31 protein-coding genes, 1 tRNA gene and 1 pseudogene are annotated in these 23,614 nt (G+C 54.9%); 10 read left to right on the top strand and 23 right to left on the bottom strand.

Annotated elements, in window-relative coordinates; translation table 11 throughout:
- Window positions 1–530, top strand: a 530-nt coding sequence (locus AC9UEO_RS12470; protein WP_509533994.1) for an FAD-linked oxidase C-terminal domain-containing protein, incomplete at its 5' end; no start/stop codon positions are given.
- Here the strand turns inward: AC9UEO_RS12470 and AC9UEO_RS12465 are convergent.
- The 3 genes from AC9UEO_RS12465 to AC9UEO_RS12455 all read right to left on the bottom strand — a co-directional run bounded on the left by AC9UEO_RS12465 (window position 527) and on the right by AC9UEO_RS12455 (window position 1,594).
- Window positions 527–967 carry a type II toxin-antitoxin system VapC family toxin gene (locus tag AC9UEO_RS12465; RefSeq protein ID WP_509533991.1) on the bottom strand — a complete coding sequence of 147 codons (441 nt, stop codon included), beginning with the start codon at window positions 965–967 and terminating at the stop codon, window positions 527–529. The genes AC9UEO_RS12470 and AC9UEO_RS12465 overlap by 4 nt on opposite strands.
- Window positions 922–1,161, bottom strand: coding sequence for an AbrB/MazE/SpoVT family DNA-binding domain-containing protein (locus tag AC9UEO_RS12460; protein WP_509533988.1), 240 nt, complete (start codon window positions 1,159–1,161; stop codon window positions 922–924). Before AC9UEO_RS12460 ends, AC9UEO_RS12465 begins: the two co-directional genes overlap by 46 nt.
- Window positions 1,162–1,285: 124 nt before the next feature.
- Window positions 1,286–1,594 carry a hypothetical protein gene (locus tag AC9UEO_RS12455; protein ID WP_509533985.1) on the bottom strand — a complete coding sequence of 103 codons (309 nt, stop codon included), beginning with the start codon at window positions 1,592–1,594 and terminating at the stop codon, window positions 1,286–1,288.
- 191 nt (window positions 1,595–1,785) lie between these two features.
- Here AC9UEO_RS12455 and AC9UEO_RS12450 point away from each other — a divergent pair, with 191 nt between their 5' ends.
- Both AC9UEO_RS12450 and AC9UEO_RS12445 read left to right on the top strand, forming a co-directional pair.
- Entirely contained in the window at window positions 1,786–2,034 is a 249-nt protein-coding gene (locus tag AC9UEO_RS12450; RefSeq protein WP_509533982.1) for a type II toxin-antitoxin system Phd/YefM family antitoxin, read from the top strand.
- A 1-nt stretch (window position 2,035) separates the two neighbouring features.
- A complete protein-coding gene (locus AC9UEO_RS12445) occupies window positions 2,036–2,332 on the top strand; it encodes a type II toxin-antitoxin system RelE family toxin (RefSeq protein ID WP_509533997.1) in 297 nt (98 codons plus the stop codon).
- A gap of 78 nt (window positions 2,333–2,410) precedes the next feature.
- Here the strand turns inward: AC9UEO_RS12445 and AC9UEO_RS12440 are convergent.
- Window positions 2,411–2,512 (bottom strand): annotated as a pseudogene (locus tag AC9UEO_RS12440) (YggS family pyridoxal phosphate enzyme); the annotation flags it as partial.
- Window positions 2,513–2,650: 138 nt separating this feature from the next.
- Here AC9UEO_RS12440 and AC9UEO_RS12435 point away from each other — a divergent pair.
- A complete protein-coding gene (locus tag AC9UEO_RS12435; protein WP_509533979.1) occupies window positions 2,651–3,235 on the top strand; it encodes a methyltransferase family protein in 585 nt (194 codons plus the stop codon).
- 146 nt (window positions 3,236–3,381) lie between these two features.
- Here the strand turns inward: AC9UEO_RS12435 and AC9UEO_RS12430 are convergent, their stop codons facing one another.
- Complete coding sequence (locus AC9UEO_RS12430; RefSeq protein ID WP_509533977.1) at window positions 3,382–4,071, bottom strand: YggS family pyridoxal phosphate-dependent enzyme; 690 nt, start codon at window positions 4,069–4,071, stop codon at window positions 3,382–3,384.
- A 26-nt stretch (window positions 4,072–4,097) separates the two neighbouring features.
- Between AC9UEO_RS12430 and AC9UEO_RS12425 the strand changes: the two genes are divergently transcribed.
- Both AC9UEO_RS12425 and AC9UEO_RS12420 read left to right on the top strand, forming a co-directional pair.
- Complete coding sequence (locus AC9UEO_RS12425; RefSeq protein ID WP_509533974.1) at window positions 4,098–5,105, top strand: type IV pilus twitching motility protein PilT; 1,008 nt, start codon at window positions 4,098–4,100, stop codon at window positions 5,103–5,105.
- A gap of 43 nt (window positions 5,106–5,148) precedes the next feature.
- The gene (locus AC9UEO_RS12420) at window positions 5,149–6,054 is read left to right on the top strand and encodes an NAD(P)-dependent oxidoreductase (RefSeq protein WP_509533971.1); all 906 of its coding nucleotides are present in this window, start codon (window positions 5,149–5,151) and stop codon (window positions 6,052–6,054) included.
- Window positions 6,055–6,059: 5 nt separating this feature from the next.
- Here AC9UEO_RS12420 and AC9UEO_RS12415 read toward each other — a convergent pair whose 3' ends face one another.
- Genes AC9UEO_RS12415 through AC9UEO_RS12405 form a run of 3 tightly spaced genes read right to left on the bottom strand, consistent with a single transcriptional unit; the run spans window position 6,060 to window position 7,708 of the window.
- Window positions 6,060–6,701, bottom strand: a complete 642-nt coding sequence (locus AC9UEO_RS12415) for a BON domain-containing protein (RefSeq protein WP_509533969.1) — start codon at window positions 6,699–6,701, stop codon at window positions 6,060–6,062.
- Window positions 6,698–7,297 (bottom strand): phosphoheptose isomerase, encoded by a 600-nt coding sequence (locus AC9UEO_RS12410; protein WP_509533966.1) that lies wholly within the window; start codon window positions 7,295–7,297, stop codon window positions 6,698–6,700. Before AC9UEO_RS12410 ends, AC9UEO_RS12415 begins: the two co-directional genes overlap by 4 nt.
- 36 nt (window positions 7,298–7,333) lie before the next feature.
- Window positions 7,334–7,708, bottom strand: coding sequence for a YraN family protein (locus AC9UEO_RS12405; protein ID WP_509533964.1), 375 nt, complete (start codon window positions 7,706–7,708; stop codon window positions 7,334–7,336).
- Here AC9UEO_RS12405 and rsmI point away from each other — a divergent pair.
- Window positions 7,708–8,622 carry a 16S rRNA (cytidine(1402)-2'-O)-methyltransferase gene (gene rsmI / locus AC9UEO_RS12400; protein WP_509533961.1) on the top strand — a complete coding sequence of 305 codons (915 nt, stop codon included), beginning with the start codon at window positions 7,708–7,710 and terminating at the stop codon, window positions 8,620–8,622. The two genes, AC9UEO_RS12405 and rsmI, sit on opposite strands and share 1 nt — an antisense overlap.
- A gap of 3 nt (window positions 8,623–8,625) precedes the next feature.
- Here rsmI and AC9UEO_RS12395 read toward each other — a convergent pair whose 3' ends face one another.
- Genes AC9UEO_RS12395 through AC9UEO_RS12350 form a run of 10 tightly spaced genes read right to left on the bottom strand, consistent with a single transcriptional unit; the run spans window position 8,626 to window position 18,857 of the window.
- Window positions 8,626–9,573 carry a D-2-hydroxyacid dehydrogenase gene (locus AC9UEO_RS12395; RefSeq protein WP_509533959.1) on the bottom strand — a complete coding sequence of 316 codons (948 nt, stop codon included), beginning with the start codon at window positions 9,571–9,573 and terminating at the stop codon, window positions 8,626–8,628.
- Complete coding sequence (locus tag AC9UEO_RS12390) at window positions 9,530–10,783, bottom strand: aminotransferase class V-fold PLP-dependent enzyme (protein ID WP_509533956.1); 1,254 nt, start codon at window positions 10,781–10,783, stop codon at window positions 9,530–9,532. The genes AC9UEO_RS12395 and AC9UEO_RS12390 overlap by 44 nt, the downstream gene beginning before the upstream one ends.
- A 59-nt stretch (window positions 10,784–10,842) precedes the next feature.
- Complete coding sequence (gene glyA, locus AC9UEO_RS12385) at window positions 10,843–12,123, bottom strand: serine hydroxymethyltransferase (protein WP_509533954.1); 1,281 nt, start codon at window positions 12,121–12,123, stop codon at window positions 10,843–10,845.
- Entirely contained in the window at window positions 12,116–13,153 is a 1,038-nt protein-coding gene (gene fba / locus AC9UEO_RS12380) for a class II fructose-bisphosphate aldolase (protein WP_509533951.1), read from the bottom strand. Before fba ends, glyA begins: the two co-directional genes overlap by 8 nt.
- A gap of 33 nt (window positions 13,154–13,186) precedes the next feature.
- Window positions 13,187–14,059, bottom strand: coding sequence for a phosphoribulokinase (locus AC9UEO_RS12375; protein ID WP_509533948.1), 873 nt, complete (start codon window positions 14,057–14,059; stop codon window positions 13,187–13,189).
- Between the two features lie 32 nt (window positions 14,060–14,091).
- A complete protein-coding gene (locus AC9UEO_RS12370; protein WP_509533945.1) occupies window positions 14,092–15,186 on the bottom strand; it encodes a class 1 fructose-bisphosphatase in 1,095 nt (364 codons plus the stop codon).
- Between the two features lie 18 nt (window positions 15,187–15,204).
- Window positions 15,205–15,912, bottom strand: a complete 708-nt coding sequence (locus tag AC9UEO_RS12365) for an HAD-IA family hydrolase (protein WP_509533942.1) — start codon at window positions 15,910–15,912, stop codon at window positions 15,205–15,207.
- Between the two features lie 19 nt (window positions 15,913–15,931).
- Complete coding sequence (gene cbbX / locus AC9UEO_RS12360; RefSeq protein ID WP_509533939.1) at window positions 15,932–16,906, bottom strand: CbbX protein; 975 nt, start codon at window positions 16,904–16,906, stop codon at window positions 15,932–15,934.
- A gap of 24 nt (window positions 16,907–16,930) precedes the next feature.
- Window positions 16,931–17,365 (bottom strand): ribulose bisphosphate carboxylase small subunit, encoded by a 435-nt coding sequence (locus tag AC9UEO_RS12355; protein ID WP_509533936.1) that lies wholly within the window; start codon window positions 17,363–17,365, stop codon window positions 16,931–16,933.
- 13 nt (window positions 17,366–17,378) lie between these two features.
- A complete protein-coding gene (locus tag AC9UEO_RS12350; RefSeq protein WP_509533934.1) occupies window positions 17,379–18,857 on the bottom strand; it encodes a ribulose-bisphosphate carboxylase large subunit in 1,479 nt (492 codons plus the stop codon).
- A gap of 97 nt (window positions 18,858–18,954) precedes the next feature.
- Here AC9UEO_RS12350 and AC9UEO_RS12345 point away from each other — a divergent pair, with 97 nt between their 5' ends.
- The gene (locus AC9UEO_RS12345; protein ID WP_509533931.1) at window positions 18,955–19,890 is read left to right on the top strand and encodes a LysR family transcriptional regulator; all 936 of its coding nucleotides are present in this window, start codon (window positions 18,955–18,957) and stop codon (window positions 19,888–19,890) included.
- 171 nt (window positions 19,891–20,061) lie between these two features.
- The gene (locus AC9UEO_RS12340; protein WP_509533928.1) at window positions 20,062–20,343 is read left to right on the top strand and encodes a DUF768 domain-containing protein; all 282 of its coding nucleotides are present in this window, start codon (window positions 20,062–20,064) and stop codon (window positions 20,341–20,343) included.
- A 49-nt stretch (window positions 20,344–20,392) separates the two neighbouring features.
- Here the strand turns inward: AC9UEO_RS12340 and AC9UEO_RS12335 are convergent.
- Window positions 20,393–20,468, bottom strand: a tRNA-Arg gene (locus AC9UEO_RS12335).
- A gap of 94 nt (window positions 20,469–20,562) precedes the next feature.
- Between AC9UEO_RS12335 and AC9UEO_RS12330 the strand changes: the two genes are divergently transcribed.
- Window positions 20,563–21,063 carry a c-type cytochrome gene (locus AC9UEO_RS12330; RefSeq protein WP_509533925.1) on the top strand — a complete coding sequence of 167 codons (501 nt, stop codon included), beginning with the start codon at window positions 20,563–20,565 and terminating at the stop codon, window positions 21,061–21,063.
- 25 nt (window positions 21,064–21,088) lie between these two features.
- Here the strand turns inward: AC9UEO_RS12330 and AC9UEO_RS12325 are convergent, their stop codons facing one another.
- From AC9UEO_RS12325 to atpD, 4 genes are all read right to left on the bottom strand, one after another.
- On the bottom strand, window positions 21,089–21,628 hold the full coding sequence (locus AC9UEO_RS12325) for a DUF2946 family protein (RefSeq protein ID WP_509533922.1): 540 nt from the start codon (window positions 21,626–21,628) through the stop codon (window positions 21,089–21,091).
- Window positions 21,629–21,667: 39 nt separating this feature from the next.
- On the bottom strand, window positions 21,668–22,117 hold the full coding sequence (locus tag AC9UEO_RS12320) for a YybH family protein (protein ID WP_509533920.1): 450 nt from the start codon (window positions 22,115–22,117) through the stop codon (window positions 21,668–21,670).
- A gap of 3 nt (window positions 22,118–22,120) precedes the next feature.
- Window positions 22,121–22,537 carry a F0F1 ATP synthase subunit epsilon gene (locus AC9UEO_RS12315; RefSeq protein ID WP_509533917.1) on the bottom strand — a complete coding sequence of 139 codons (417 nt, stop codon included), beginning with the start codon at window positions 22,535–22,537 and terminating at the stop codon, window positions 22,121–22,123.
- A 28-nt stretch (window positions 22,538–22,565) separates the two neighbouring features.
- Window positions 22,566–23,614 (bottom strand): F0F1 ATP synthase subunit beta (gene atpD / locus AC9UEO_RS12310; RefSeq protein ID WP_509533915.1); only part of this gene is annotated, 1,049 nt, incomplete at its 5' end.

Here is a 23,614-nt window from a genome sequence, read left to right as displayed (position 1 = left end):
GCCGCGACGAGGCCGAGCGCCTGAAGTTTTGGAGTGGCCGCAAAAACGCGTTTCCTGCCAGTGGCCGCATCAGCCCCGACTACATGTGCATGGACTCGACCATTCCGCGCAAGCGCTTGGCCGACATTTTGTTGGCCATTGCCGAGATGGAAAAAAAGTACGGCTTGCGCTGCGCCAATGTGTTCCATGCGGGCGATGGCAATTTGCACCCGCTGATTTTGTTTGACGCCAACGACCCCGACCAGCTGCACCGCTGCGAATTGTTTGGCGCGGACATTTTGGAGACCAGCGTCGCCATGGGCGGCACGGTAACAGGTGAGCACGGTGTGGGCGTGGAAAAGCTCAACTCCATGTGCGTGCAGTTTTCAGCCGCAGAAAACGAGCAAATGTTTGGTGTGAAACGCGCCTTTGATCCGCAAGGTTTGCTCAACCCCGGCAAGGTGATCCCCACCCTGCAACGCTGCGCCGAGTACGGCAAGATGCTGGTGCGCGGTGGGCAAATCAGCCACCCCGATTTGCCGAGGTTTTAGGGCGTGATCAACTTGACCACCGGAAAATAAGTTTCATATTTGCTCCGGTCACGGGTCAACAAGGGCCAATCCATGACTGCTGCATGGGCACCGATGTAAAAGTCACTGAGCACATTGCGCTTTAAACCACCGCGCCGTCGGTAAGCCATGAACGCTTTGGCAGCCAAGAACAACGCAGGCTTGGGTAGCTCTATCAGGGGCAGTTGCATGTCCTCCAAGACCTTGTCTAGCGTTTCAATTCGTTCAAATGCCAAGGATATCTCCGCGTAAATGACCGGGTTGATCACCAACTGGTGAACCTTGGCCTGACTACGCAACTGCGAAATCGACCAGTTCGCCCATGTAGCGTCATCTTGAATGACATCAAGCAACACATTGGTATCCACCAACATCAGTCTGGACTCCTCAAGAGCTTCATCAAATCCTTGGTTTTCCATTTAATTTGGGCCTTGCCTCTGGCAAGTTCAAACCTGTCTTTGGATGACCCCGCATTTGCGGCGGCTTTTTGCAAGATCACTTCGCCCTGGCTATTGACGGCGAAGTCGAGTTGCGCCCCAGGCATCAAGCCCAAGGCATCGCGGATATGTTTTGGAATGGTCACTTGGCCTTTAAGTGTCAGGGTGGTGGGCATGAACAATCTCCATAGTATTACCAGATATTAATCGGTAATACGTGAGCTATGCACTTCTTTTTTGCCAATCTGTTCCCTGCTGAAGAAAGCTAGATCAACTTGACGGGGCGCACACCATAAGTCTTCATCGCGGCTTGTATTTGCCCCGACTCGGTTGTGCTGTCAGGGTAAAAGCGGTAACTGGGTGCAAGGATGGGATGCGCTTGCCCATCTGCATCCGCCGTGGCCAGCCAACACAGCACACAGCCGCCCAGCGTTTGGTGCCAAAGCCTTTGATCCACTCGCAGTAGGCCTGCACGGTGTGAACCTCGGTCAAGGGCTCGCTTTGGGCCACAAAGCGCGCACCTTCGGCTACATAGACCTTGCAGCCCTCCCAGCCCAATGGGGTTTCGCAAGCGTGAAAAAAGCGTTGGGCGTTTTCAAATGCAGACATGGTTTCTCCTTAAAAAATGCTATCAATGTATCAACTTAAATCATAGAATGAGTTTTAAAGAGTTCTTTTTTCTATTCAAGATTGCCACGGTCTTTCTGGCCTCTCAATGACGATCGCTATCCGTATGCGGTTGACGAACCCGCTTTAGAGTACGAAAATAAGCACCTTTAACAGGTCTTTTGAGGTTGGTCATGTCTAACTTGATTTATGCCACGGTCACGGCCAGTGTGTCCGAGCTGAAGAAAAACCCCATGGGCACGGTATCGGCGGGGCAGGGCCAAACGGTGGCCATCCTCAACCGCAATGCGCCCGCTTTTTATTGCGTGCCTGCGGGCGCCTATGAGGCGCTGATCGATCGCTTGGAGGACATGGAACTTAACGCCATTGCCGATGCTCGCGCCGGTGAACCCGTGATCAAGGTCACGCTCGATGAGCTCTGAGCTGGCCTATTCATTGGCCTTTGTGCCACAGGCCCTCAAGGAATGGAAGAAGCTCGACCCCCACACACGCCAGTTGTTCAAGACCCGGCTGATCGAGCGCCTAGAGATGCCGCGCTTGGCCTCGGCTCAATTGCGTGGGCATCCCGACCGCTACAAAATCAAGTTGCGGGCCTTGGGTTATCGCTTGGTTTATGAAGTGCGAGACCTAGAAGTGCTGGTGGCGGTCGTTGCAGTCGGTCGGCGCGATGGAAATGCGGTGTATCTCGCTGCTGACGGAAGAGACAGCACGGCGCATTGAGCTTGGGTTAAGGGAGGGGATTGCTTCAGCCTTTCAGGCCTCAATGAAGCAACCTTTTCGCCAGCTGTGTCGACTTGTTTACCTCGCCCCAAACACCGCCGTGCCCACGCGCACCAGGGTGCTGCTCGCTTGAATCGCGGCCTCCAAGTCGGCGCTCATGCCCATGGACAAGGTGTAGAACGGTGCCATGACAAAGCCACTTGCAGTTTTTCATACTGGCTATTCACGTTGTGAGTTCGCCCTGCTGGCAGGTCAAGAATAGGGCTACTTCATTCGCCCTAGACTGTGCATCTGCATTGACAGCATTCGAGGGCAACCATGGAACTTCTGGCTTTTTTTCTGCTTTATTTTGGATTGACCTTTGTCTGGCGATCGGTGCTGGTGTACCGCAAAACTGGCATCAATCCCTTGGTGTTGGGTAAGGGCGATGACGCCTACGGCTATGTGGGGCGCGCCTTCAAGCTGACCATCATGCTCATCGCCGCTTTTGTGTTGATGCGCGCATATTGGCCAGCTTCAACTCAAGAGCTCGGCACGATTGCAGCTATGCAATCGCCCACATGGGCCATGCTCGGATGGGTGTTGATGGGTCTGTCCTTGACGCTCATGCTAGTGGCCCAGGCACAAATGGGGCTGTCTTGGCGCATCGGCATTGATGAAAAAAACCGCACAGGCTTGGTGACAAACGGTCTGTTTTCGCTGTCGCGCAACCCGATTTTTTTGAGCCTACGCATCACCCTGCTGGGCCTGTTTTTTTACAGCCCTAACAGCTTGACGCTGGCGCTGGCCAGTGTGGGAGAGGTGCTGATGCAACTTCAGGTGAGACTGGAAGAGCAGCACCTCCTAGGTCAGCACGGCGAGGTGTACACCACCTATTGCCAAAATGTGCGGCGCTGGATGTGACCCTTGTAGCGAACGTCGCAGCTTTGCTGCGGTGAGCGGCGGGTGGGCACAGCGTGCCGGATTTGCCGAGGTTTTAGATTGCTTCCCACCGCGTCGCTCTGCTCCTCGCGGCTAAAGGCAGCGCTCGCAATGACGGGCCAAGGTATTTACCTCTCCCCGAACACCGCCGTCCCGACCCTCACCATGCTGCTGCCGGCTTGAATCGCCGCCTCCAAGTCGGCACTCATGCCCATGGACAAGGTGTCAAAGTGAGGCAAGCCCAAAGCAGTTTGCAATTCATCGAACAAGCGCTTGGCTTGTGCATGCAGTGCCAGTTGCGCGTCAAAACCCTCCACCGGGTCGGGGATGGTCATGAGGCCGCGCAGCACCAAGCGCGGCAAGGCTGCCACCGCTTGCGCCAAAGCCAGTGCATCGCTAGGTGTCACACCCGCTTTGGTGGGGCCGCCATCGATATTGACTTGCAAACACACTTGCAAAGGCGGTAAATGCGCAGGTCGTTGCTCGCTTAATCGCTGGGCGATTTTCAGACGGTCCACGCTGTGTACCCAGTCGAAGTGCTCGGCGACTTGTCGTGTTTTATTGCTTTGCAAAGGGCCTATGCAATGCCATACCAAGCCCGGCACGCTTTGAAGTGCGGCGATTTTGTCCACACCCTCTTGAACATAGTTTTCGCCAAAGTGGCGCTGACCCAAGGCGGCGACGACTGCGACGGCATCGGCGGGGAAGGTTTTGGACACCGCTAGCAATTGCACGCTGTGAGGCTCACGCCCTGCTTGCAACACCGCTTGTGTGATGCGTTCACTTACCCCTTGATAACGACTGCGCTGTTCATCCATGATGGGACTGTAACAAGCCCCTCCCCATGCATCACTCAATTGGCCATTGGCTCGCCCAAACCCTCGCACTTGGCGGGTCAGACCTCCACTTAAGTACCGGCGCTCGACCCATGGCAAGGGTGCTGGGGGAGTTGCAAGCCTTGGATGACAGCACCACTCTTAACGACCCGATGGCGCAAGAACTTCAAACTCTCTTACCGCAATGGACGGCGCAAGACCACGACGGGGCCGTCGCCATCGCTGGCCTTGGCCGCTTTAGAGTGAATGTGTTTGCACAGGCGCGAGGTTGGTCCAGCGTGTGGCGCTGCATCCCCGATCACATTCCCAGCTTGCAGGACTTGAACGCACCCACCTGCCTGACGCAGTGGCTTCAACACCCCCATGGCTTGCTGCTGGTCACAGGCGCCACGGGTTCAGGTAAATCCACCACCTTGGCCGCCATGCTGGCTTACCTTAACTGCACCCAGCCCTTTCACATCCTGACGCTTGAAGACCCCATCGAGTTTGTGCACCACAGCCAACGCAGCTTGGTGCAGCAGCGCAACGTGCCAGGCCACAGCGCGGACTTCGCCACCGCTTTACGCGCTGCTTTGCGCCAAGACCCCGATGTTATTTTGGTGGGCGAATTACGCGACTTGTCCACTATCCAACTCGCCCTGCGAGCCGCCGAAACGGGGCACTTGGTGTTGGCCACGCTGCACACCCGCAGCGCAGCCCAAGCGATTGAGCGCTTGGTGGACGTTTTCCCTGGCGAAGAAAAAGCCTTGGTTCGCCAGCAACTCAGCCTGTCGTTGCTGGGTGTGGTGCATCAGGTCTTGTGCAAAAGCGCTGACGGCAAGCGCCGCGTGGCCGCACACGAAGTGCTTTTTGCAAGCCCTGCTGTGCGGCAAATGATTCGCGACAACAAGACCGCCCAACTGCCCAATGCGTTACAAACCGGCGCGCAGTTTGGCATGTACACCTTGGCGCAAAGTCTGTCACTGCTGCAATCGCAAGGCGTGATTTCGGCCAATGAGTTGGCACGACACGCTTGATGGCTAAGATAGAACCACCCAGTTTTCAAGAAAGTGTTCAACCATGGCCCGCACCAACCCCAAAACCTACGATCCCTGCACCCCCGCCAAAGTGGCTTTCATTGGCCTTGGTGTCATGGGCTACCCCATGGCAGGCCACTTGGCCCTGGCCGGTCACCATGTCACTGTCTACAACCGCAACCCCGCCAAGGCCAAAGACTGGTGTGCCGAGTTCTCAGGAAATGGCAGCGCCCCCACGCCGCGTGAAGCCGCTCTTGGCGCTGACATGGTGTTTTGTTGTGTAGGCAATGACGACGATTTGCGTGCGGTCATGTTGGGTGCGGATGGCGCCTTGGCTGGCACCAAAGCTGGTGCGCTGTTGGTAGACCACACCACCGCCTCGGCCAATGTGGCGCGTGAGTTATTTGCAGCGGCCAAAGCCAAGGGCGTGCATTTTGTCGATGCACCCGTCTCGGGTGGCGAAGCGGGTGCCATCAACGGTATGTTGACCGTGATGTGTGGTGGCGAGTCCGCAGCGTTTGAGCGGGCCAAACCAGTCTCCATGGCCTTCTCCAAAGCCTTTACCTTGATGGGCGAAAGCGGTGCAGGACAGCTCACCAAAATGGTCAACCAAATTTGCATTGCGGGTTTGGTGCAAGGCCTGTCTGAGGGCATTGCCTTTGGCATGAAAGCCGGTCTGAACATGGAGCAGGTGCTGGAAGTGATTGGCAAGGGTGCCGCACAAAGCTGGCAAATGGACAACCGTGGCAAAACCATGGTGGCTGACAAATTCGACTTTGGCTTTGCGGTCGACTGGATGCGCAAAGACTTAGGGCTGGTGATGGACGAGGCCAAGCGCAACGGCGCACGTGTGCCTGTCACCGCACTGGTCGATCAGTTCTACGCCGATGTACAAGCCATGGGCGGTAAGCGCTTTGACACCTCTAGCCTGATCAAGCGCTTGCGCTAAAGCCTTTACTTGACAGGCTTGGCCGTGTCCGAAGATGGCGCGGGTGGTGGCAACAAGTTGCGCAGCTCGTCTTCCGTGATGATTTCAAATAAGCGCACCACTTTGTTCACGCCGCCAACGTTGCGTGTGAGGTGGGTGGCGCTGTTGGCTTCGCGCTGGGTGACGCGGCCCATCAAATAGACTGTGCCGCGCTCGGTCACGACTTTGAACGCACTGGCGAACAAGTCGCGGCTGTCAATAAAACTGGCTTTGACTTTGGCAACGATCAACAAGTCGTTGGATCGCTCGGACAAATTGGACAAGGGCATGACGGCCAACTCATTTACCACTGCTTTGACGTTTTCAATACGCTCGACCAGTTGCAACACAGCTTGGCGATCTTTCTCGGCCGTGACTTCGCCTGTCAACAAGACTTGTCGATTGAAACTGGTGACGCTGACATGTACGCGCTCGCCCAAGTTGTCACGAATACGCGCCTGTGCACGTAACTCAATCGATTCATCTTCCAGTTGAGCACCCGAGGTGCGTCGGTCACTGGCCACCATGGCGGTGCCCGCCACGCCCGCAATCATCAAAGGCGCACAAGCGCCCAAGACGCTGACCAGCAACAAACCGCTGACGGCTTTGACTACAAAAGATAAATTCATGATGGATTCTCCTGTTCGCCTAACAACTGACTGTCCACCCCATCGCACAAACAGTGCAAAATCAGCAAGTGAACTTCTTGAATTCTGGCCGTGCGATCGTGGGGCACACAAATGTGAACATCCGTTTCGCGCAACACCTGCCCAATTTTGCCGCCGCCCTTGCCGGTGAGCGCCACCACAATCAAATCTCTTTCATGGGCAGCTTCAATGGCGGCCAGCACATTGCGCGAATTACCGCTGGTGGAAATAGCCAATAAAACATCACTGGATTGGCCCAAAGCCCGCACTTGCTTGGAAAAAATTTGGTCGAAGTGGTAGTCGTTGGCAATCGCAGTCAGGATGGAGCTGTCGGTAGACAGGGCAATCGCACCAAGTTCAGGGCGTTCGCGTTCAAAACGTCCCACAAACTCTGCTGCAAAATGCTGCGCATCTGCCGCCGAACCCCCGTTACCACACGCCATGACTTTGCCACCATTGGTGACGCACATCAACAGCGCTCCCACAGCGGCAGCGATGGGTTTGCTTAAGATTTGTGCCGCCTGGTATTTCAGGTCTGCGCTGTCGATGAACTGCTGCTCAATGCGTTGCTCTAACATAGGTCAATCATACCTTTGCACAGTGACAGAAAGTTTTCATACCTCAAACGCGGCTTTGAGCCAGATCAAGCTATCTGTTTGTAGCAGCACTGCATCAAAGCGGCATGGAGGCGGCGTATGGTACCTGCGCAAAAAGTGTCTGGCGGCATACACAATGCGTCTGCGCTTGGTAGCGCTGATGCTGGCCCCCGCACCGCCGAAGTCGTCTCTTGCCCTGGACCTGACCTCAACGAACACCAAGGTGCCATCGCACTCGCGCACAATCAGGTCAATTTCGCCGCCGCCTCGCCCAGGTGTGCGGTAATTACAGGCAAGCAAGCTTAGGCCATGGTCCAGTAAATGCCGCAAGGCACGTTGCTCGGCAGCATCCCCGCGTTGCTTGGTGTTGGGTACAGGTAAAGAGGTGTTCATTGGTTCAACGTTTTGATTCCGCGTTAGTGGCAGCGCACGATGCCAGCGCCTCACAAGCGCATCCGCCTGCCTGCCTGTATGTGGTGGGCACGCCCATTGGCAACTTGGCAGATATCGGTTTACGTGCCTTGCATGTGCTGACGCTGGCCGACGCCTTGGCTTGCGAAGACACGCGCCACAGCCAAGCCTTGTTGCGCAACTACGGCGTCTCCAAACCACAGAATGCTTTTTTGGCGCTGCATCAACACAATGAAACAGGTGCAGCCGAAGATGTAATTGTGCGTTTGCAAAACGGTCAGCGGGTGGCTTATTTAAGTGACGCAGGTACACCAGCGATCAGCGACCCAGGCGCAAAGTTGGTGGCCTTGGTGCAAGCCGCAGGGTTTCGGGTCATTCCCATTCCAGGCGTCAGCAGTGTCACCGCGTTGCTGAGCGTGAGTGGCTGTCAAGGCGACGGTAGTTTTGTGTTTTTAGGTTTTTTGCCCAGCAAATCACAAGAGCGTCAAGCAGCTATTCAAGCCATGGCGCAAGAGGCACGGTCTCAGGTTTTTTTAGAAGCACCGCATCGCATCGAAGCGGTCGCCAAGGACCTGGCTTTGCTGGGTGAGCGAATGCTCAGCGTTGGGCGCGAACTCACCAAGCAGTTTGAAGAGGTGGCGGTCATGCCCGCAGACAAACTAAGCGCATGGCTTGCCACGTCTACTCAACGCAGCAAAGGTGAGTTTGCGTTGGTGTTGCACCCCATTGCAGTCGCCGCACCGGGCTTGGGAGAAGCCGAGCGGGTGCTCGACTTACTGTTGGCCGAGTTGCCCACCAAAAGCGCTGTGCGCTTGGCCGCGCAAATTTCAGGTGCGCCTCGCAACACCCTGTACGCATTGGCCCTGCAAAAGAAACCTGAACAGCACAGTGACTGAAGATTAAGTCACTAAATGTTGGGGTTTGTTGGCCACAAACGCTTCTATGTTGTCGATCAACTGGTCTGCCAAAAACTGCATGGCTTGTTGCGAGGCCCATGCCACATGTGGCGTCAAAATGAAATTGGGCGAACGAATGTCGAGCAAAGGGTTGCCATTTTTAGGCGGCTCCTGACTCAGCACATCAAAGCCTGCACCCGCAATCACGCCGGTTTGCAAAGCCACTTTCAACGCCGCCTCGTCCACCAAACCACCACGCGAGGTGTTGATCAGCAATGCACTGGGCTTCATCTGTTGCAACTGCGCCATGCCGATGAAGTGACGCGAAGCAGGTGTCAAGGGGCAGTGCAATGAAATGATGTCCGATTCTGCATATACCTGCTCAGGTGGCACAAAGTTCACCCCTGCGGCTTTGGGCGGCGCATGGTCGGCAAACAACACCTTCATGCCCAATGCACTTGCAATCTGTGCCGTGGCTTGCCCCAGCACCCCTTCACCAAAAATGCCCAAAGTGCTGCCATGCAAGTCGCGTATGGGGTAATCGAAAAAGCAAAACTGTTCTTCGGTTTGCCAACGACCGTTCAGAACATCATCACGGTAAGCCATGAGGTTGCGGCGCAAGGCAAAAATCAGGGCGAATGCGTGTTCTGGCACGGTGTGTACCGCGTAGTTGCGGATATTGGCAACCGCGACACCGCGTTCACGACAAGCCTCCACATCAATCACGTCATAGCCGGTGGCGGCCATGGCAATCAACTTAAGGTCGGGCAGTTGCGCAAGCGTGTCACGCCGAATGGGCACTTTGTTGCTGATGGCAATGGTTGCCCCTTGCAAACGCTCGACCACGTCTTCGGGTCGGGTCTGCACATGCTCGGCCCAATCATGCGCAAAAGCCGGTGCGCGCAGCTCAGCCCTTAACGACTGCCTGTCCAGAAAGACTATTTTTTGCATGTTCGTCCTTGTTGATAACAGGCGCACCCAAGCCAGAGGGTGCAGCGTGCTGGCGCCAGTAGTTACCTGCGGCAGCAGACCCGCTACCAGGTTGCAGGGCAACACCGCAGTCAAGCATAGCTAATTCAGCGCCATTGATCGCCGCCATCAAATGCACCTCATTCATGTCACCCAGGTGCCCGATACGAAACAGTTTGCCAGCGACTTTGGACAAACCACCGCCGAGTGACAAGTTGTAGCGACGATAAGCGCGGGCAATCACTTCCGTGCCTGCAATGCCTTGGGGCAGCATCACGGCGGTGACGGTGTCGGAATGCCACTTAGCTTCAGCAGCACATAACTTGAGTTGCCAACCGTGGGTGACTGCTGCGCGAACGCCTTCTGCCAGGTAATGGTGGCGGGCAAACACATTGTCCAAACCTTCTTCATTGAGCATTTTCATGGACTCGATGAGTCCATACATCAATGGCAAAGCGGGGGTATAAGGAAAATACCCAGTGTTATTGCTTTGCAACATGTCTTGCAAGTCAAAATATGCGCGCTTGAGTTGGGCTGTTTTGTGTTGCGCCAACGCTTTGGCGCTGACGCACAGAATGCCCAAACCAGCGGGCAGCATCAAGCCTTTTTGCGACCCACTGACGGCCATGTCCACGCCCCAGTCGTCGAAACGAAAATCGATACAGCCCAAGGAAGAAACACAATCGACGAACAAGAGCGCTGGGTGTGCGGCATCGTCCAAGGCTTCGCGTACGCCTGCGATGTCTGAGGCCACACCGGTAGCGGTCTCATTCTGACAAGCCAGTACCGCTTTGAAGCTGTGTTGTGTGTCGTTCTTCAAGATGTCTGCGAATTGCTGCAAGGGTACACCGGTGCCCCACTCGCATTCGACAACATGAACGTCCAACCCAAGACGTTGGCACATGTCAATCCACAAATGGCTGAACTGACCAAAACGCGCGGCAAGCACCTTGTCGCCAGGCGACAAGGTGTTGGTCAATGCAGCTTCCCAGCAACCTGTGCCTGAAGAAGGAAAAATGAAAGGCGTACCGGTTTTAGTGCGGAAAATGTCCTTCAATCCACCCAGGATGGTGTGCGTCAGGTGAGGAAAGTTGGGTGAACGATGGTCTTCCATCGACACCATCATGGCGCGTTGGATGCGCTCAGGCACATTAGTAGGACCGGGAACAAACAGAAAATTACGACCAGCCATAAGAACTCCCTTAAATTGTTGAAATTACCTTTGAAATACTGACACCACCTTCAAATGCATCAGGGATGCAAAACACTGTCGCCATACACGGGGAACGGTGCCACCAACTCGGCCACCTTGGCGCGCGCCTTGGCAATGTGTTGGGCGTCGTTAGGCGCTTCCAACACATCGGCAATCAAATGCGCGGTAGCACGCACCTGTTCTTGGCCAAAGCCACGCGTGGTCATGGCAGGCGTGCCCAAACGAATACCGCTGGTCACCATGGGTTTTTCAGGGTCGTTGGGAATGCCGTTTTTGTTGCAGGTAATGTGGGCCTGACCCAAGGCCAGTTCAGCTGCTTTACCTGTAATGCCTTTGGCACGCAAATCCACCAACATCACATGGCTTTCGGTGCGGCCACTGACAATGCGAAAGCCCCGCTCGACCAAAGTTTTGGCCAAGGTGTCTGCATTCAACAAGACCTGTTGTTGGTAGGCTTTGAAGGCAGGCTGCAAGGCCTCATAAAAGGCGGTGGCTTTGCCTGCAATGACATGCATCAATGGCCCACCTTGCATGCCAGGGAAGACAGCGCTGTTGATTTTTTTCGACATCTCTTCACTGTTGGTCAAGATGATGCCGCCGCGTGGTCCACGAAAACTCTTGTGTGTCGTCGAAGTGACCACATCCGCATACGGCATCGGATTGGGGTAGACGCCGCCCGCAATCAAGCCGGAATAATGGGCCATGTCCACCATCAAGAATGCGCCTATGCTTTTGGCCACTTGTGCAAACTTTTCCCAATCAATCTTGAGTGAATAGGCCGATGCACCGGCGATGATGAGTTTAGGTTTGTGGGTATGGGCCATGCGCTCCATGGCCTCGTAATCAATTTCCTCGGCGGCATTCAGACCGTAACTCACCACATTGAACCATTTGCCACTCATATTCAAGTGCATGCCGTGTGTCAAGTGACCACCTTCTGCCAAGCTCATGCCCATGATGGTGTCGCCGGGTTGCAGCAATGCCAAGAACACCGCTTGGTTGGCTTGTGAACCAGAGTTGGCCTGCACATTGGCAAAATTCGCACCATAAAGCTCTTTGAGCCGGTCAATACAAAGTTGTTCAACGATATCCACAAACTCACAACCGCCGTAATAACGTTTGCCTGGGTAACCCTCAGCGTATTTGTTGGTCAGTACCGAGCCTTGAAGTCGCATAACCGCAGGACTGGTGTAGTTTTCAGAGGCAATCAGTTCAATATGTTGTTCTTGGCGTGTGGCCTCTTGCAACACAGCCGACCAAAGCTGTGGATCACTTTGAGACACATCAGAGTGGTCGGGAAACGCCGTCCGCTTAGACATAACGACCTGCCATGGCGTCAAGTGACAAGACTTTGATGCTGGCCGCTTTGCCCGCACAGCCAAACGCTTCAAAACGAGCTTTGCAAATGCCCTTGGCAGCTTTGCGTGCTGCGATCAAGGCTTTGCGTGGATCGAATTCGCTGCGGTCTTGTGCAAAGGCTTGGCGCATCGCACCGGTCATGGCCAAGCGGATGTCCGTATCGATGTTCACCTTGCGCACACCCGAGCGAATGCCGCGCTGAATTTCTTCTACGGGCACACCATAGGTTTCTTTGATGTCGCCACCAAATTCGCGGATGATGGCCAACCACTCTTGGGGCACGCTGGAAGAACCATGCATCACCAAATGCGTGTTGGGAATGGATTTGTGAATCGCCACAATTTGGTCCATGGCCAAAATGTCGCCCGTAGGTTTACGGGTGAATTTGTAGGCGCCGTGGCTGGTGCCAATCGCAATCGCCAAGGCATCGACACCGGTGCGCTCGACAAAGTCTTTGGCTTGCACGGGGTCGGTGAGCAGCATATCGTGCGTGAGTTTGCCCACAGCGCCTACACCATCCTCTTCACCCGCTTCGCCAGTTTCCAGCGAACCCAAGCAACCTAACTCGCCTTCCACCGACACACCTACAGAATGCGCCATTTCGCAAACGCGACGAGTGACATCGATGTTGTAGTCGTAGGACGAGGGCGTTTTGCCATCTTGCATGAGCGAGCCGTCCATCATCACGCTAGAAAAACCAGAGCGAATCGACTGCTGACACACAGCGGGTGACACACCATGGTCTTGGTGCATTACCACCGGAATATCGGGATGGGTCTCAATCGCAGCCAACACCAAGTGACGCAAATAGGCTTCACCTGCGTACTTGCGAGCGCCTGCTGAGGCTTGCAAGATGACGGGGCTGTCGGTCTCTTGAGCAGCTTCCATGATGGCTTGCACTTGCTCGAGGTTGTTCACGTTGAATGCAGGTATGCCATAGCCATGCTCAGCAGCATGGTCTAAAACTTGGCGCAGCGATACAAGGGCCATGGAATTCTCCAGTTAAAAAATAGGGGGTGGCCTTCAGGCCTTTTTCTTGCGTTCCATCATGCGCCACACAAAGGGCGTGAAGATGAGTTGCATGGCGAGTTCCATCTTGCCGCCAGGCACCACCACGGTGTTGGCACGGGACATGAAGGAGTCGGGAATCATGTTGAGAAGGTAAGGAAAGTCGATGCCTTTGGGGTTGGCAAAACGAATCACCACAAAACTTTCATCAGGTGCGGGAATTTCTCGGGCAATGAAGGGGTTGGAGGTGTCCACACAAGGCACACGCTGAAAGTTCACATGGGTGTGGGCAAATTGCGGGCAGATGTAGTTCACATAGTCGGGCATACGGCGCAAGATGGTGTCAGTCACCGCTTCGGTGGAATAGCCGCGCTTGGATTTGTCCCGCCACAGTTTTTGGATCCACTCCAAGTTAATGACGGGCACCACACCAATGAGCAAATCGGGGTGCTGCGCAATATTGACCTCGGGCGTGACCACCGCGCCGTGCAAGCCTTCATAAAACAGTAAATCGGTGCCGCTAGGCACGTCTTCCCAAGGAGTGAACGTGCCAGGCTCTTGTTTGTAGGGAGCGGCTTCTTCATGGTCGTGTAGATATTTGCGGCGTTTGCCCGTGCCCGTTTCGCTGTAGCTGCGAAACAATGTTTCGAGTTCAGCAAACAAATTGGTGGTGGGTCCAAAGTGGCTGAAATTTTTATCGCCTTGCTTCTCAGCATCAGCGGCTTTTTTACGCATTTCCAAACGGTCGTAGCGGTGAAAGCTGTCGCCTTCAATCACAGCGGCTGAGACTTTTTCGCGCCGAAAAATATTCTCGAAAGTGCGGGTCACCGAAGTCGTTCCTGCACCCGAGGAACCTGTGATGGCAATGATGGGGTGTTTGACAGACATGCTTTTCTTTCAATCAATAAATAGGTCTGGGTTTATTCCCGAAACAAGGTACGCTCTGCAAACAGAGGGTTGTCGATTTCACGGGGCGCGGGTTCGCGGTGGTAACGCTCAATGCGTTCAACTTCATTTTTAGAGCCAAACACCAAACCAATGCGCTGATGCAAGCCTGTGGGCTTGACACTCAACATAGGCTCTCGCCCCGAACTGGCACGTCCACCGGCTTGCTCCATGATCATGCCAATCGGGTTGGCCTCGTACAGCAAGCGCAAGCGGCCGGGCTTGCTGGGGTCCTTGGAGTCACGCGGGTACATGAAGACGCCGCCGCGCATCAAAATACGGTGCGCTTCAGCCACCATAGAAGCAATCCAACGCATATTGAAATCTTTACCGCGCTCACCCGATTTGCCTGCCAAGCATTCATCGACATAGCGCTTGATGGGTGGCTCCCAAAAACGGCTGTTAGATGCGTTGATGGCAAATTCTTGGGTGTCGACGGGCACTTGCAGCTTGGGGTGGGTCAGCATGAACTCACCCAAATTGGGTTCCAGCGTGAAGGCTGACACACCATTGCCTACAGTCAACACCAGCATGGTGGTGGGACCATACAACGCATAGCCCGCAGCCAACTGCGTTGCACCTGCTTGTAAAAAATCGGCTTCGACCAAATCACGACCGCTGTCGATGGCGTCTTGCGGTGCTCGCAAAATGGAAAAGATGCTGCCCACAGACACATTGACATCAATGTTGGACGAGCCATCCAAAGGGTCAAACACCAACAGGTATTTACCACGCGGGTATTTGCCAGGAATTTGGTAGGGGTCGGTCATCTCTTCAGAAGCCATGCCGGCCAAATGTCCCGCCCATTCATTCACGCGAATAAACAGGTCATTGCTCAGTACATCGAGCTTCTTCTGTGTTTCGCCTTGCACATTGACCGCGCCACCTTCTTGTGCGGCATGGTCGCCGTACAAGCCGCCCAGTTCGCCCATGGCCACTGCTCGGGCAATGGCTTTGCAAGCCAATGCCACATCCAAAATCAATGCATTGAATTCGCCTTTGGAATTGGGGAAGCGGCGACGCTCTTCAATCAGGTATTGGGTCAGGGTGGTGCGTTGACGTAAGGGCATGAAGCCTCCTTGATATTTTTATGCTAAGTGCCAAGTGCGCAACTGCTCAACACTGACACCTTCTAAGTTAGGCACCACTTGCAACGCTCCCGAGAAATCGTGATGCGCTGTAAAGTTGTTTGGCGTCACAATGGTTTTGAGCCCTGCAGACACGGCCGCACGCAGGCCATTCGAAGAGTCCTCCAAAGCCAAACAGTGTCCTGAGGGAAGGCCCAACCGCGCCAAAGTTTGCACATACACCTGTGGATGGGGTTTTTTCTTGGGCGCGGTAGAAGCGTCTTCAATCACCACAAACAGGTCTTTCCAGTCGGGGCCTATGGCATTCCTCAACAGCACCGCAATATTGACAGGCGAGGTGGTGGTGGCAATGGCCAAACGCAGACCTTGTTGATGGGCTTGCTGAATCAACGCTAAAACACCAGGGCGCAACTGAACTGCGCCGCCTTGAACCGCGGCTTCATACGCGGCTGTTTTCAGGGCATGCAGATGGTCTATGGTGTCACGCAAGCCTGAACCGTCTATGTCTTTCATATCAGAATGCACATGATTCCAATAGTGCAACATGCGCTCTTTACCGCCGGAAATCTCCAACAATCCTGTGTACAAGGCCTCGTTCCAATGCCAATCTAGGCCTTGCTCGGAGAAGGCGTGGTTAAAGGCGGCCAAGTGTGCGCTTTCGGTGTCGGCCAAGGTACCGTCGACATCGAATATCAGCGCTTTAAGCATCAGATCACTTTCAACCTGTTTATTCATCCGAGCGCACGTCCGCTTGCTGAAAGACCCGACTGGCGGCGAAGTCGGACGCAGTCAGGGTCCTTAAATCATCGACGCTGAGCTGCCGGTCGCGGTCGGCAAAGAGGCGGCTTGCCTGACGCAGGCGCGCCCGGTCCAATGCATTGCGCACGCTGCGGGCGTTGGCAAAGTGGGGCTGCTGCACCCGTAAGCCCAAGTAGCGCTGGAACACCGTGTCGGCATCTGGCGCAAACACATAGTTCTGCTGGGTCAGCATTTTTTGCGAAATCTGCAGCAACTCGTCAACCGAGTAGTCGGGGAAGTCGATGTGGTGTGCTACGCGTGAACTCATACCGGGATTGGATTCGAAAAAAGTATCCATCCGGTCTTTGTAGCCCGCCAGAATCACCACCAGGTCATCGCGCTGGTTTTCCATGACTTGCAACAGTATTTCGATGGCCTCCTGCCCGTAGTCGCGCTCGTTTTCCGGACGGTACAGGTAGTAGGCTTCATCTATAAAGAGTACCCCGCCCATGGCTTTCTTCAGCACTTCTTTGGTCTTGGGTGCGGTGTGGCCGATGTACTGGCCCACCAAATCGTCGCGGGTCACTGCTACCAGATGGCCCTTGCGAACATAGCCCAGGCGGTGCAGGATTTGCGCCATGCGCATGGCCACCGAGGTTTTGCCAGTGCCAGGGTTGCCCACAAAGTTCATGTGCAAGCTCGGTGCCTCGCTGACCAGACCCAGATTGATGCGCAGCTTGTCAATCACCAGCAAGGCTGCAATGTCGCGGATGCGGGCCTTCACCGGAGCCAGACCCACCAGATCACGGTCCAGTTCGGCAATGACATCCTCCACCTGCGACTGCGCCAACACCTCACCCACGCTGCGCGCTTGGCCCAAGGCCACTGCCGGCGGATCCACGGATTGCGCTGCAGCAGTCACCGGCGTCTGGGCGCGCGCGCCAGGAATGGAGGAGTTGCTCATGGTTGTGTCGCAGTCTGGGTGCGCTTAGTAGCGCTCGCCTTCGGACTTGTCGGTGGCATAGCTGTGAACGGTGTACTGGATCTGACGCCCGCCAATCTCCTGCCTCGTCAGGCCGAAACCGGGTTCGGTCTTGGGCCGGTTGACGATATATGACATTTGCACTGACTCGACGCCTTGTGTTGCATCGAAGGCTGTCACGCGAACATAGTGATTAGGAAACGTCTTGCGGCACGCATTGATCTCCGTCAAGATTGCTGAGGCGTCCTTCAAGTCAAACATCGGGTTGCCATACATCTCCCAGTAGGTGTTGCGAGGATGCGGGTCGTCGGTGTATTCAACGCCGAGCGCCCAGTTTTTGCCGAGCGCGTACTCGATCTGTGCGCTGATCTGCTGGTCAGTGAGCTCGGGCAGGAAGGAGAACTGGCCCTGTGTGAGGCGATTGCCGTGGTTAGTCATCATGATGGGGATCTCCTTAAATGGATGCCGTCGGCGTGACGGCGAAGTCGGCGGTGTCGGTGGATTCGTAATTAAAGCTGATGTCGCCCCAGGTGTCGATGGCGGCCTTCAGCGGCGAGCACCATTTGGCGGCATCCTGCAGAATCTGCGGACCTTCGTTCCAAATGTCGCGGCCTTCATTGCGCGCTAGTACCATGGCTTCAAGGGCGACGCGATTGGCCGTGGCGCCGGCCTGTATGCCCATCGGGTGGCCAATCGTGCCGCCGCCAAACTGTAGCACCACGTCGTCGCCGAGGTAGGTCAGCAACTGGTGCATCTGACCAGCATGAATACCGCCAGATGCCACTGGCATGACCTTGTTGAGAGAAGCCCAGTCCTGCTCGAAGAACAGACCCTTTTCGAGTTGCATTGGTGTGTGCGTGTCGAGCAGCGTGTCGTAGAAGCCGCGGATCATCATCGGGTCGCCCTCCAGCTTGCCGACCACTGTGCCGGCGTGGATGTGGTCTACACCTGCCATGCGCATCCATTTACAGATGACGCGAAAGTTCATGCCGTGGTTCTTCTGGCGTGAGTAGGTGCTGTTGCCAGCGCGGTGCAGGTGCAGGATCATGTCGTTTTTACGCGCCCACAAGGCCATGCTCTGGATTGCGGTGTAGCCGATCACCAGGTCGATCATGATGATCACGCTGCCCAAGCTCTTAGCGAATTCGGCACGCGCGTACATTTCTTCCATCGTGCCGGCGGTGACGTTCAGGTAGTGGCCTTTGACCTCACCCGAAGCCGCGCTGGCTTTGTTGACGGCTTCCATACAGTAGAGGAAACGATCGCGCCAGTGCATAAATGGCTGCGAGTTGATGTTTTCGTCGTCTTTCATGAAATCGAGACCGCCTTTGAGGCCTTCGTACACCACGCGACCATAGTTACGGCCTGACAGGCCGAGCTTGGGTTTGGTGGTGGCGCCCAGCAGCGGGCGGCCGAATTTGTCCAGACGCTCGCGCTCGACGACAACGCCGGTCGCAGGGCCTTGGAAGGTTTTCAGGTATGCGACGGGTATACGCATGTCTTCCAAGCGCAGCGCCTTCACTGCCTTAAAGCCAAAGACGTTACCGATGATCGACGCCGTGAGGTTGGCGATCGAGCCACCTTCAAACAGGTCGATGTCGTAAGCGATGTAGGCGAAGTACTGCTGCTCAGTCTTTGTGCCAGGGCCGGTGTTGGGCACGGGATCGACGCGGTAGGCCTTGGCGCGATAGAGGTCGCAGGCGGTCAGGCGGTCGGTCCATACCACCGTCCAAGTGGCGGTGGAAGATTCGCCGGCTACGGCCGCTGCGCATTCTTCGGAGTCGACGCCTTCCTGAGGCGTCATGCGGAACATGGCGATCAAGTCGGTTTCCTTGGGCTGGTAGTGTGGATCCCAGTAGCCCATTTGCTTGTATCTCAAAACGCCAGCGCTGTAGCGTTTTTTGCCGTCAGTGATTTGGGTGTCTTCAGTCATGGTTAACTCCTTTTTTTAAGAACGTGGGTATACTTTAAAAAAAGCTTAGAGATAAGTAAATTCACATTTTCAGATACTTCACTTCAGCTTTACTTAATTGAAAAATGCCACCTTCCGACAATTGCGTGTTTTTAATGCTGTGGCACGCCACCTGAGTTTTGCCAAAGCTGCCGAACTCTTGCACGTGTCTGCACCTGCAATTACCATGCAAATCAAGGAGTTAGAAGCAGAAGTGGGGATGCCCTTGTTTGAGCGACAGGGGCGAAAAGTGTCTTTGACCACCAGCGGGGAATACATGCTGGTCTACGCCCGCAAGATGCTCGCCTTGCTCAAAGACGCAGAAGATGCCGCGGCACGTTTACAGCGCATAGAGACAGGCAAGCTGACCATCGGTATGGTCGACACCACCACCTATTTCATCCCTGCCTTGTTGCGCAAATTTTTGAACGAGCATGAAGGTATTGAGCTGGTTTTGAAGGTGGGTAACCGGCTGGAGTTGATTCAGTGGTTGCAAAACAGCGAGGTTGACATCGCCATCATGGGCAGCCCCCCTTCAGAAATTCCTACCCGCGCGGAACCTTTTGCGGCCAACCCCTTGGTGTTTGTGGCCTCACCCGATCACCCACTTGCCAGCGAATCGGGTTTGAAGGCGGAAGATTTGCGACAACAGTCTTTCATTGTTCGCGAGCAAGGCTCAGGAACCCGCAATGCCATGGAAGCGTTTTTCTCGCAGGCGCGGTTTCTGCCACGTTTTTCCATGGAGCTTCACAGCAACGACGCCATCAAGCAAGCGGTGAAAGCCAACTTGGGTTTAAGTTTTTTGTCGCTGCACACCATAGGCTTGGAGTTGCAAGCCCAGCAACTGTTCATTTTGGATGTGCGCGGTTCACCTGTGGTGCGGGCTTGGCATGTGGTGCATGCGCTTTCAAAACTGCTTTCCCCTGCGGCTGAAGCGTTTCGGTATTTTGTGCTCGAACATGGAGAAAGCGATTTGGCTGCGCAGTTTGGAGCGGTGCGGCAACCCCGTGCGTAAAGGGCTTTTTTGATGCCCGTACGCGTTGCCTGATTAGTAGTTTGTTGACAGGCCTCAGCTCGCACTCCTTGCTGTATATTAATCTCCTCAGATTTGTCCTGACTTATTGGGTAAGCCTCTTTGGGTCTGGAAACCGGTGTCGATGTTGATTCATTAGATAGGCAAAGCGTTATGAGTAAACGATTTCTTAGGTGGTCTGAAGCATGGATCGAGGAAAACATCCTTCCCGGTGCCAATCCCGACATCGAAAGCCACGAAGCAAAGGCAAAGCGGCTGACGGAAAAACTTTTCGCTGAAGCGGTTACTGCCGGCTTCACGACCTCCGAGTCCGAGGATGAGCGTGAGCGGGTTCTCCCCTTGGTACTGGCTGCAGTATCGGACAGCACCGACTTTGACATCGACGCCTATCGCCTCAAGTCGGAACTCGCGCGTGAAAATGAAGATGGCGATTGAGCCCAGTATGGTGTTTTGGGGTCTATTGACACGTTGTTAAACAATTAATTGGTGCGGCTGGCGGGGATCGAACCCACGACCCTTGGCTTCGGAGGCCAATACTCTATCCACTGAGCTACAGCCGCATCTCATCTATTGTAGGTGTCGCACTTTGTCAGCTTGGTGGAAGCATGCTGCTGGCTATAATTTCCGTTTGCTTTGCACACACAGAAAGTCTTTATGAGCGACAACCACGAAGAAGCGCATACCGGCCCCATCAAAACCCCCAAAGCTTTTGCTTGGCTGGTTTTTTTGTCTTTTGTAGGACCTATTTTCATCATCATCGGCTTGGTCAACTATGTGGTGTCGGGCGCCAAACCGTCGGCAGGTGCTTCTAATACTGCGGAAGCGGTGGCTGCTCGTATTGAAAAGGTTGGCACGGTGCAGGTTCGCGACGCTGACCGCCCATTGAAATCTGGTGAAGAAGTGTTTAAAGCCCAATGTTCAGCTTGCCATGCCGCAGGATTGGCGGGTTCACCCAAGCTTGGCGACAAAACAGCTTGGGCGCCTCGCATCAAAACAGGCTATGACGCATTGCTCAATTCTGCACTCAAAGGTAAAAACGCCATGGGTGCGCAAGGCGGTGGGGACCACAGCGACGTTGAGATTGGTCGAGCTGTTGTTTACATGGCCAATGCTGGCGGTGCCAAATTTTCCGAACCTGCTGCTCCCAAGAACTGAGGCTTCGCGCCTCCCATCAAACCGGCTACACAGCCGGTTTTTTTTCGTCTTTGGCAGGGCTAAGCCAGAAGCCATAGTCGTAGGCCAAGTGTGGTGACTGCACTTCCTTGGGCGCTGGCCACAGCTTGTCTTCAAGAGCTTTGGCTGCGTGCCAGGTATCCATGCTGTGAATCAAGCCTAAGCCTTTGGCGGTCACGGCATAGAGTCGGCCATTTTCATCGACCAAGCACTCTTTCAACTCAACGATTTCCCCCTGTGATGTTGTGAGTTGCCCCGTTTCCAGAACTCGCCACACAAAGGGCACTGACTGCAACTCCACAAATACGCGTTGGGGTCCGTTTTGAAAATACCAACGCCCTGATAAATCGCAGGCGTAGTTGCGCTCAATAAATTCGATCAATTTGGTATGTGCCAGCTTGCTGCCCTTGGCCTGGGTAAAGTCCCCTTGTGCTTGGACGCTATCGTCACGCATATACCAGTCACCGCGATCGTCAAATCCTAACCAACCAAAGCAGGCAGGGACTTGCGGCCATTTGGCCATGGCTTGTTTAACGATGTCGTCCATGTGCTGTTGATCCTCGGTACAACTGCAAGGCAGAGTCTGCTAGTGCAGCATCGTAGGCGCATCGATGTCGCTGTGAATTTCGGGCGGCGTGCCTGGGCTGGCGTGATGAGCCACCATGCGCCAGCCCTCTGCAGTTCGCATATACACATTGGTTGAGGTGACGAATGCGATTTGTGCGCCCTCTGCTGTGAAAATCTCAACCCGCTCAATCAAATTGTGTACCGCGCTGGTAATGGTTTCGAGCTTGTGCAGGCGCTCTGGGAACGAGCGAATCGGCCCATGGCTGAACATGATTTCAAATGAGTTGCGTATAGCCACAGCTCCTATCAAGCGAGGCCCGCCTGGGTGAACACAAATGATGTCTTCTTCATTGGCCCAACAGGCCATCAAGCGCTCTAGGTCACCGGCTTGCAATGCCTCATAAAAGGCAGCCTCTACCTCATCGGCGGAACCGCCAACGGTGGCTGCACGCAAATGAGGTTTTGACAAAGCTCAGCGTTTACTGCGGTATTTGCGCAGTGCGGCAAGTTGTGCGGCCATGATGGTTAACTCGGCCTGAGCAGCTGCCATGTCAACCTCTGTTTTGGCGTTGGTCAAATGCTCTTGGGCGGCTTTTTTGGCCGCATTGGCACGCTCTTCGTCAAGGTCTTTACCGCGCACCGCTGTGTCGGACAAAACTGTGACGGAGTCTGGTTGAACTTCCAAAATGCCGCCAGCGACAAACACAAATTCTTCTTCGCCATCGGGTTTTTGAATACGCACTGAGCCTGCCTTGATGCGAGAAATCAAAGGTGTATGGCGTGGGTAAATGCCCAACTCGCCCACTTCACCTGGCAAAGCCACAAAAGTGGCTTCACCGGAGTAAATCAGCTCTTCGGCACTGACCACATCAACATGGATGGTATTCATCTGGTTTCCTTATCGGACACGTTGGAGATCAAATCTTCTTGGATTTTTCGATGGCCTCGTCGATGGTGCCCACCATGTAGAACGCTTGCTCGGGCATGTGGTCGCACTCGCCCGCCACGATCATTTTGAAGCCGCGAATGGTTTCAGCCAAGGTGACATACTTGCCTGGCGAGCCTGTGAACACTTCGGCGACGTGAAAAGGCTGACTCAAGAAACGTTGGATTTTGCGAGCACGGGCCACGGCCAATTTGTCCTCGGGCGCCAATTCGTCCATGCCCAAAATCGCAATGATGTCGCGCAGCTCTTTGTAACGCTGCAACGTACCTTGCACTGCACGGGCGGTTTCGTAATGGTCGTTACCAACCACCAAGGGGTCAAGTTGGCGACTGGTGGAGTCCAAAGGATCCACAGCAGGATAGATACCTAATGAGGCAATGTCACGCGACAACACCACGGTGGAATCTAAGTGGGCAAAGGTGGTGGCAGGAGAAGGGTCGGTCAAGTCATCGGCGGGCACGTAAACAGCTTGGATGGAGGTGATGGAGCCGACTTTGGTCGAGGTGATGCGCTCTTGCAAACGGCCCATTTCTTCAGCCAGCGTTGGTTGGTAACCCACGGCAGAAGGCATACGACCCAAGAGGGCTGACACTTCGGTACCGGCCAAGGTGTAGCGGTAGATGTTGTCCACGAAGAACAACACATCTTTGCCTTCGTCACGGAACGATTCGGCGATGGTCAGGCCCGTCAAAGCCACACGCAAACGGTTGCCAGGAGGCTCATTCATCTGACCGTAGACCATGGCCACTTTGGACTCTTCCAAGTTCTCCAAATTCACCACGCCAGAGTCGGCCATCTCGTGATAGAAGTCGTTGCCTTCGCGGGTACGCTCGCCCACACCGGCAAACACCGACAAGCCGCTGTGCGCTTTGGCGATGTTGTTGATGAGTTCCATCATGTTCACGGTCTTGCCCACACCGGCACCACCGAACAAACCGACCTTACCGCCTTTGGCGAAGGGGCAGACCAAGTCAATCACCTTGATGCCGGTTTCCAGCAATTCTTGTGAAGGGCTGAGTT

Source organism: Limnohabitans sp. (assembly GCF_040401495.1).
Taxonomy (GTDB): Bacteria; Pseudomonadota; Gammaproteobacteria; order Burkholderiales; family Burkholderiaceae_C; genus Limnohabitans.
This window is presented reverse-complemented; position numbering and strand designations above follow the sequence as displayed.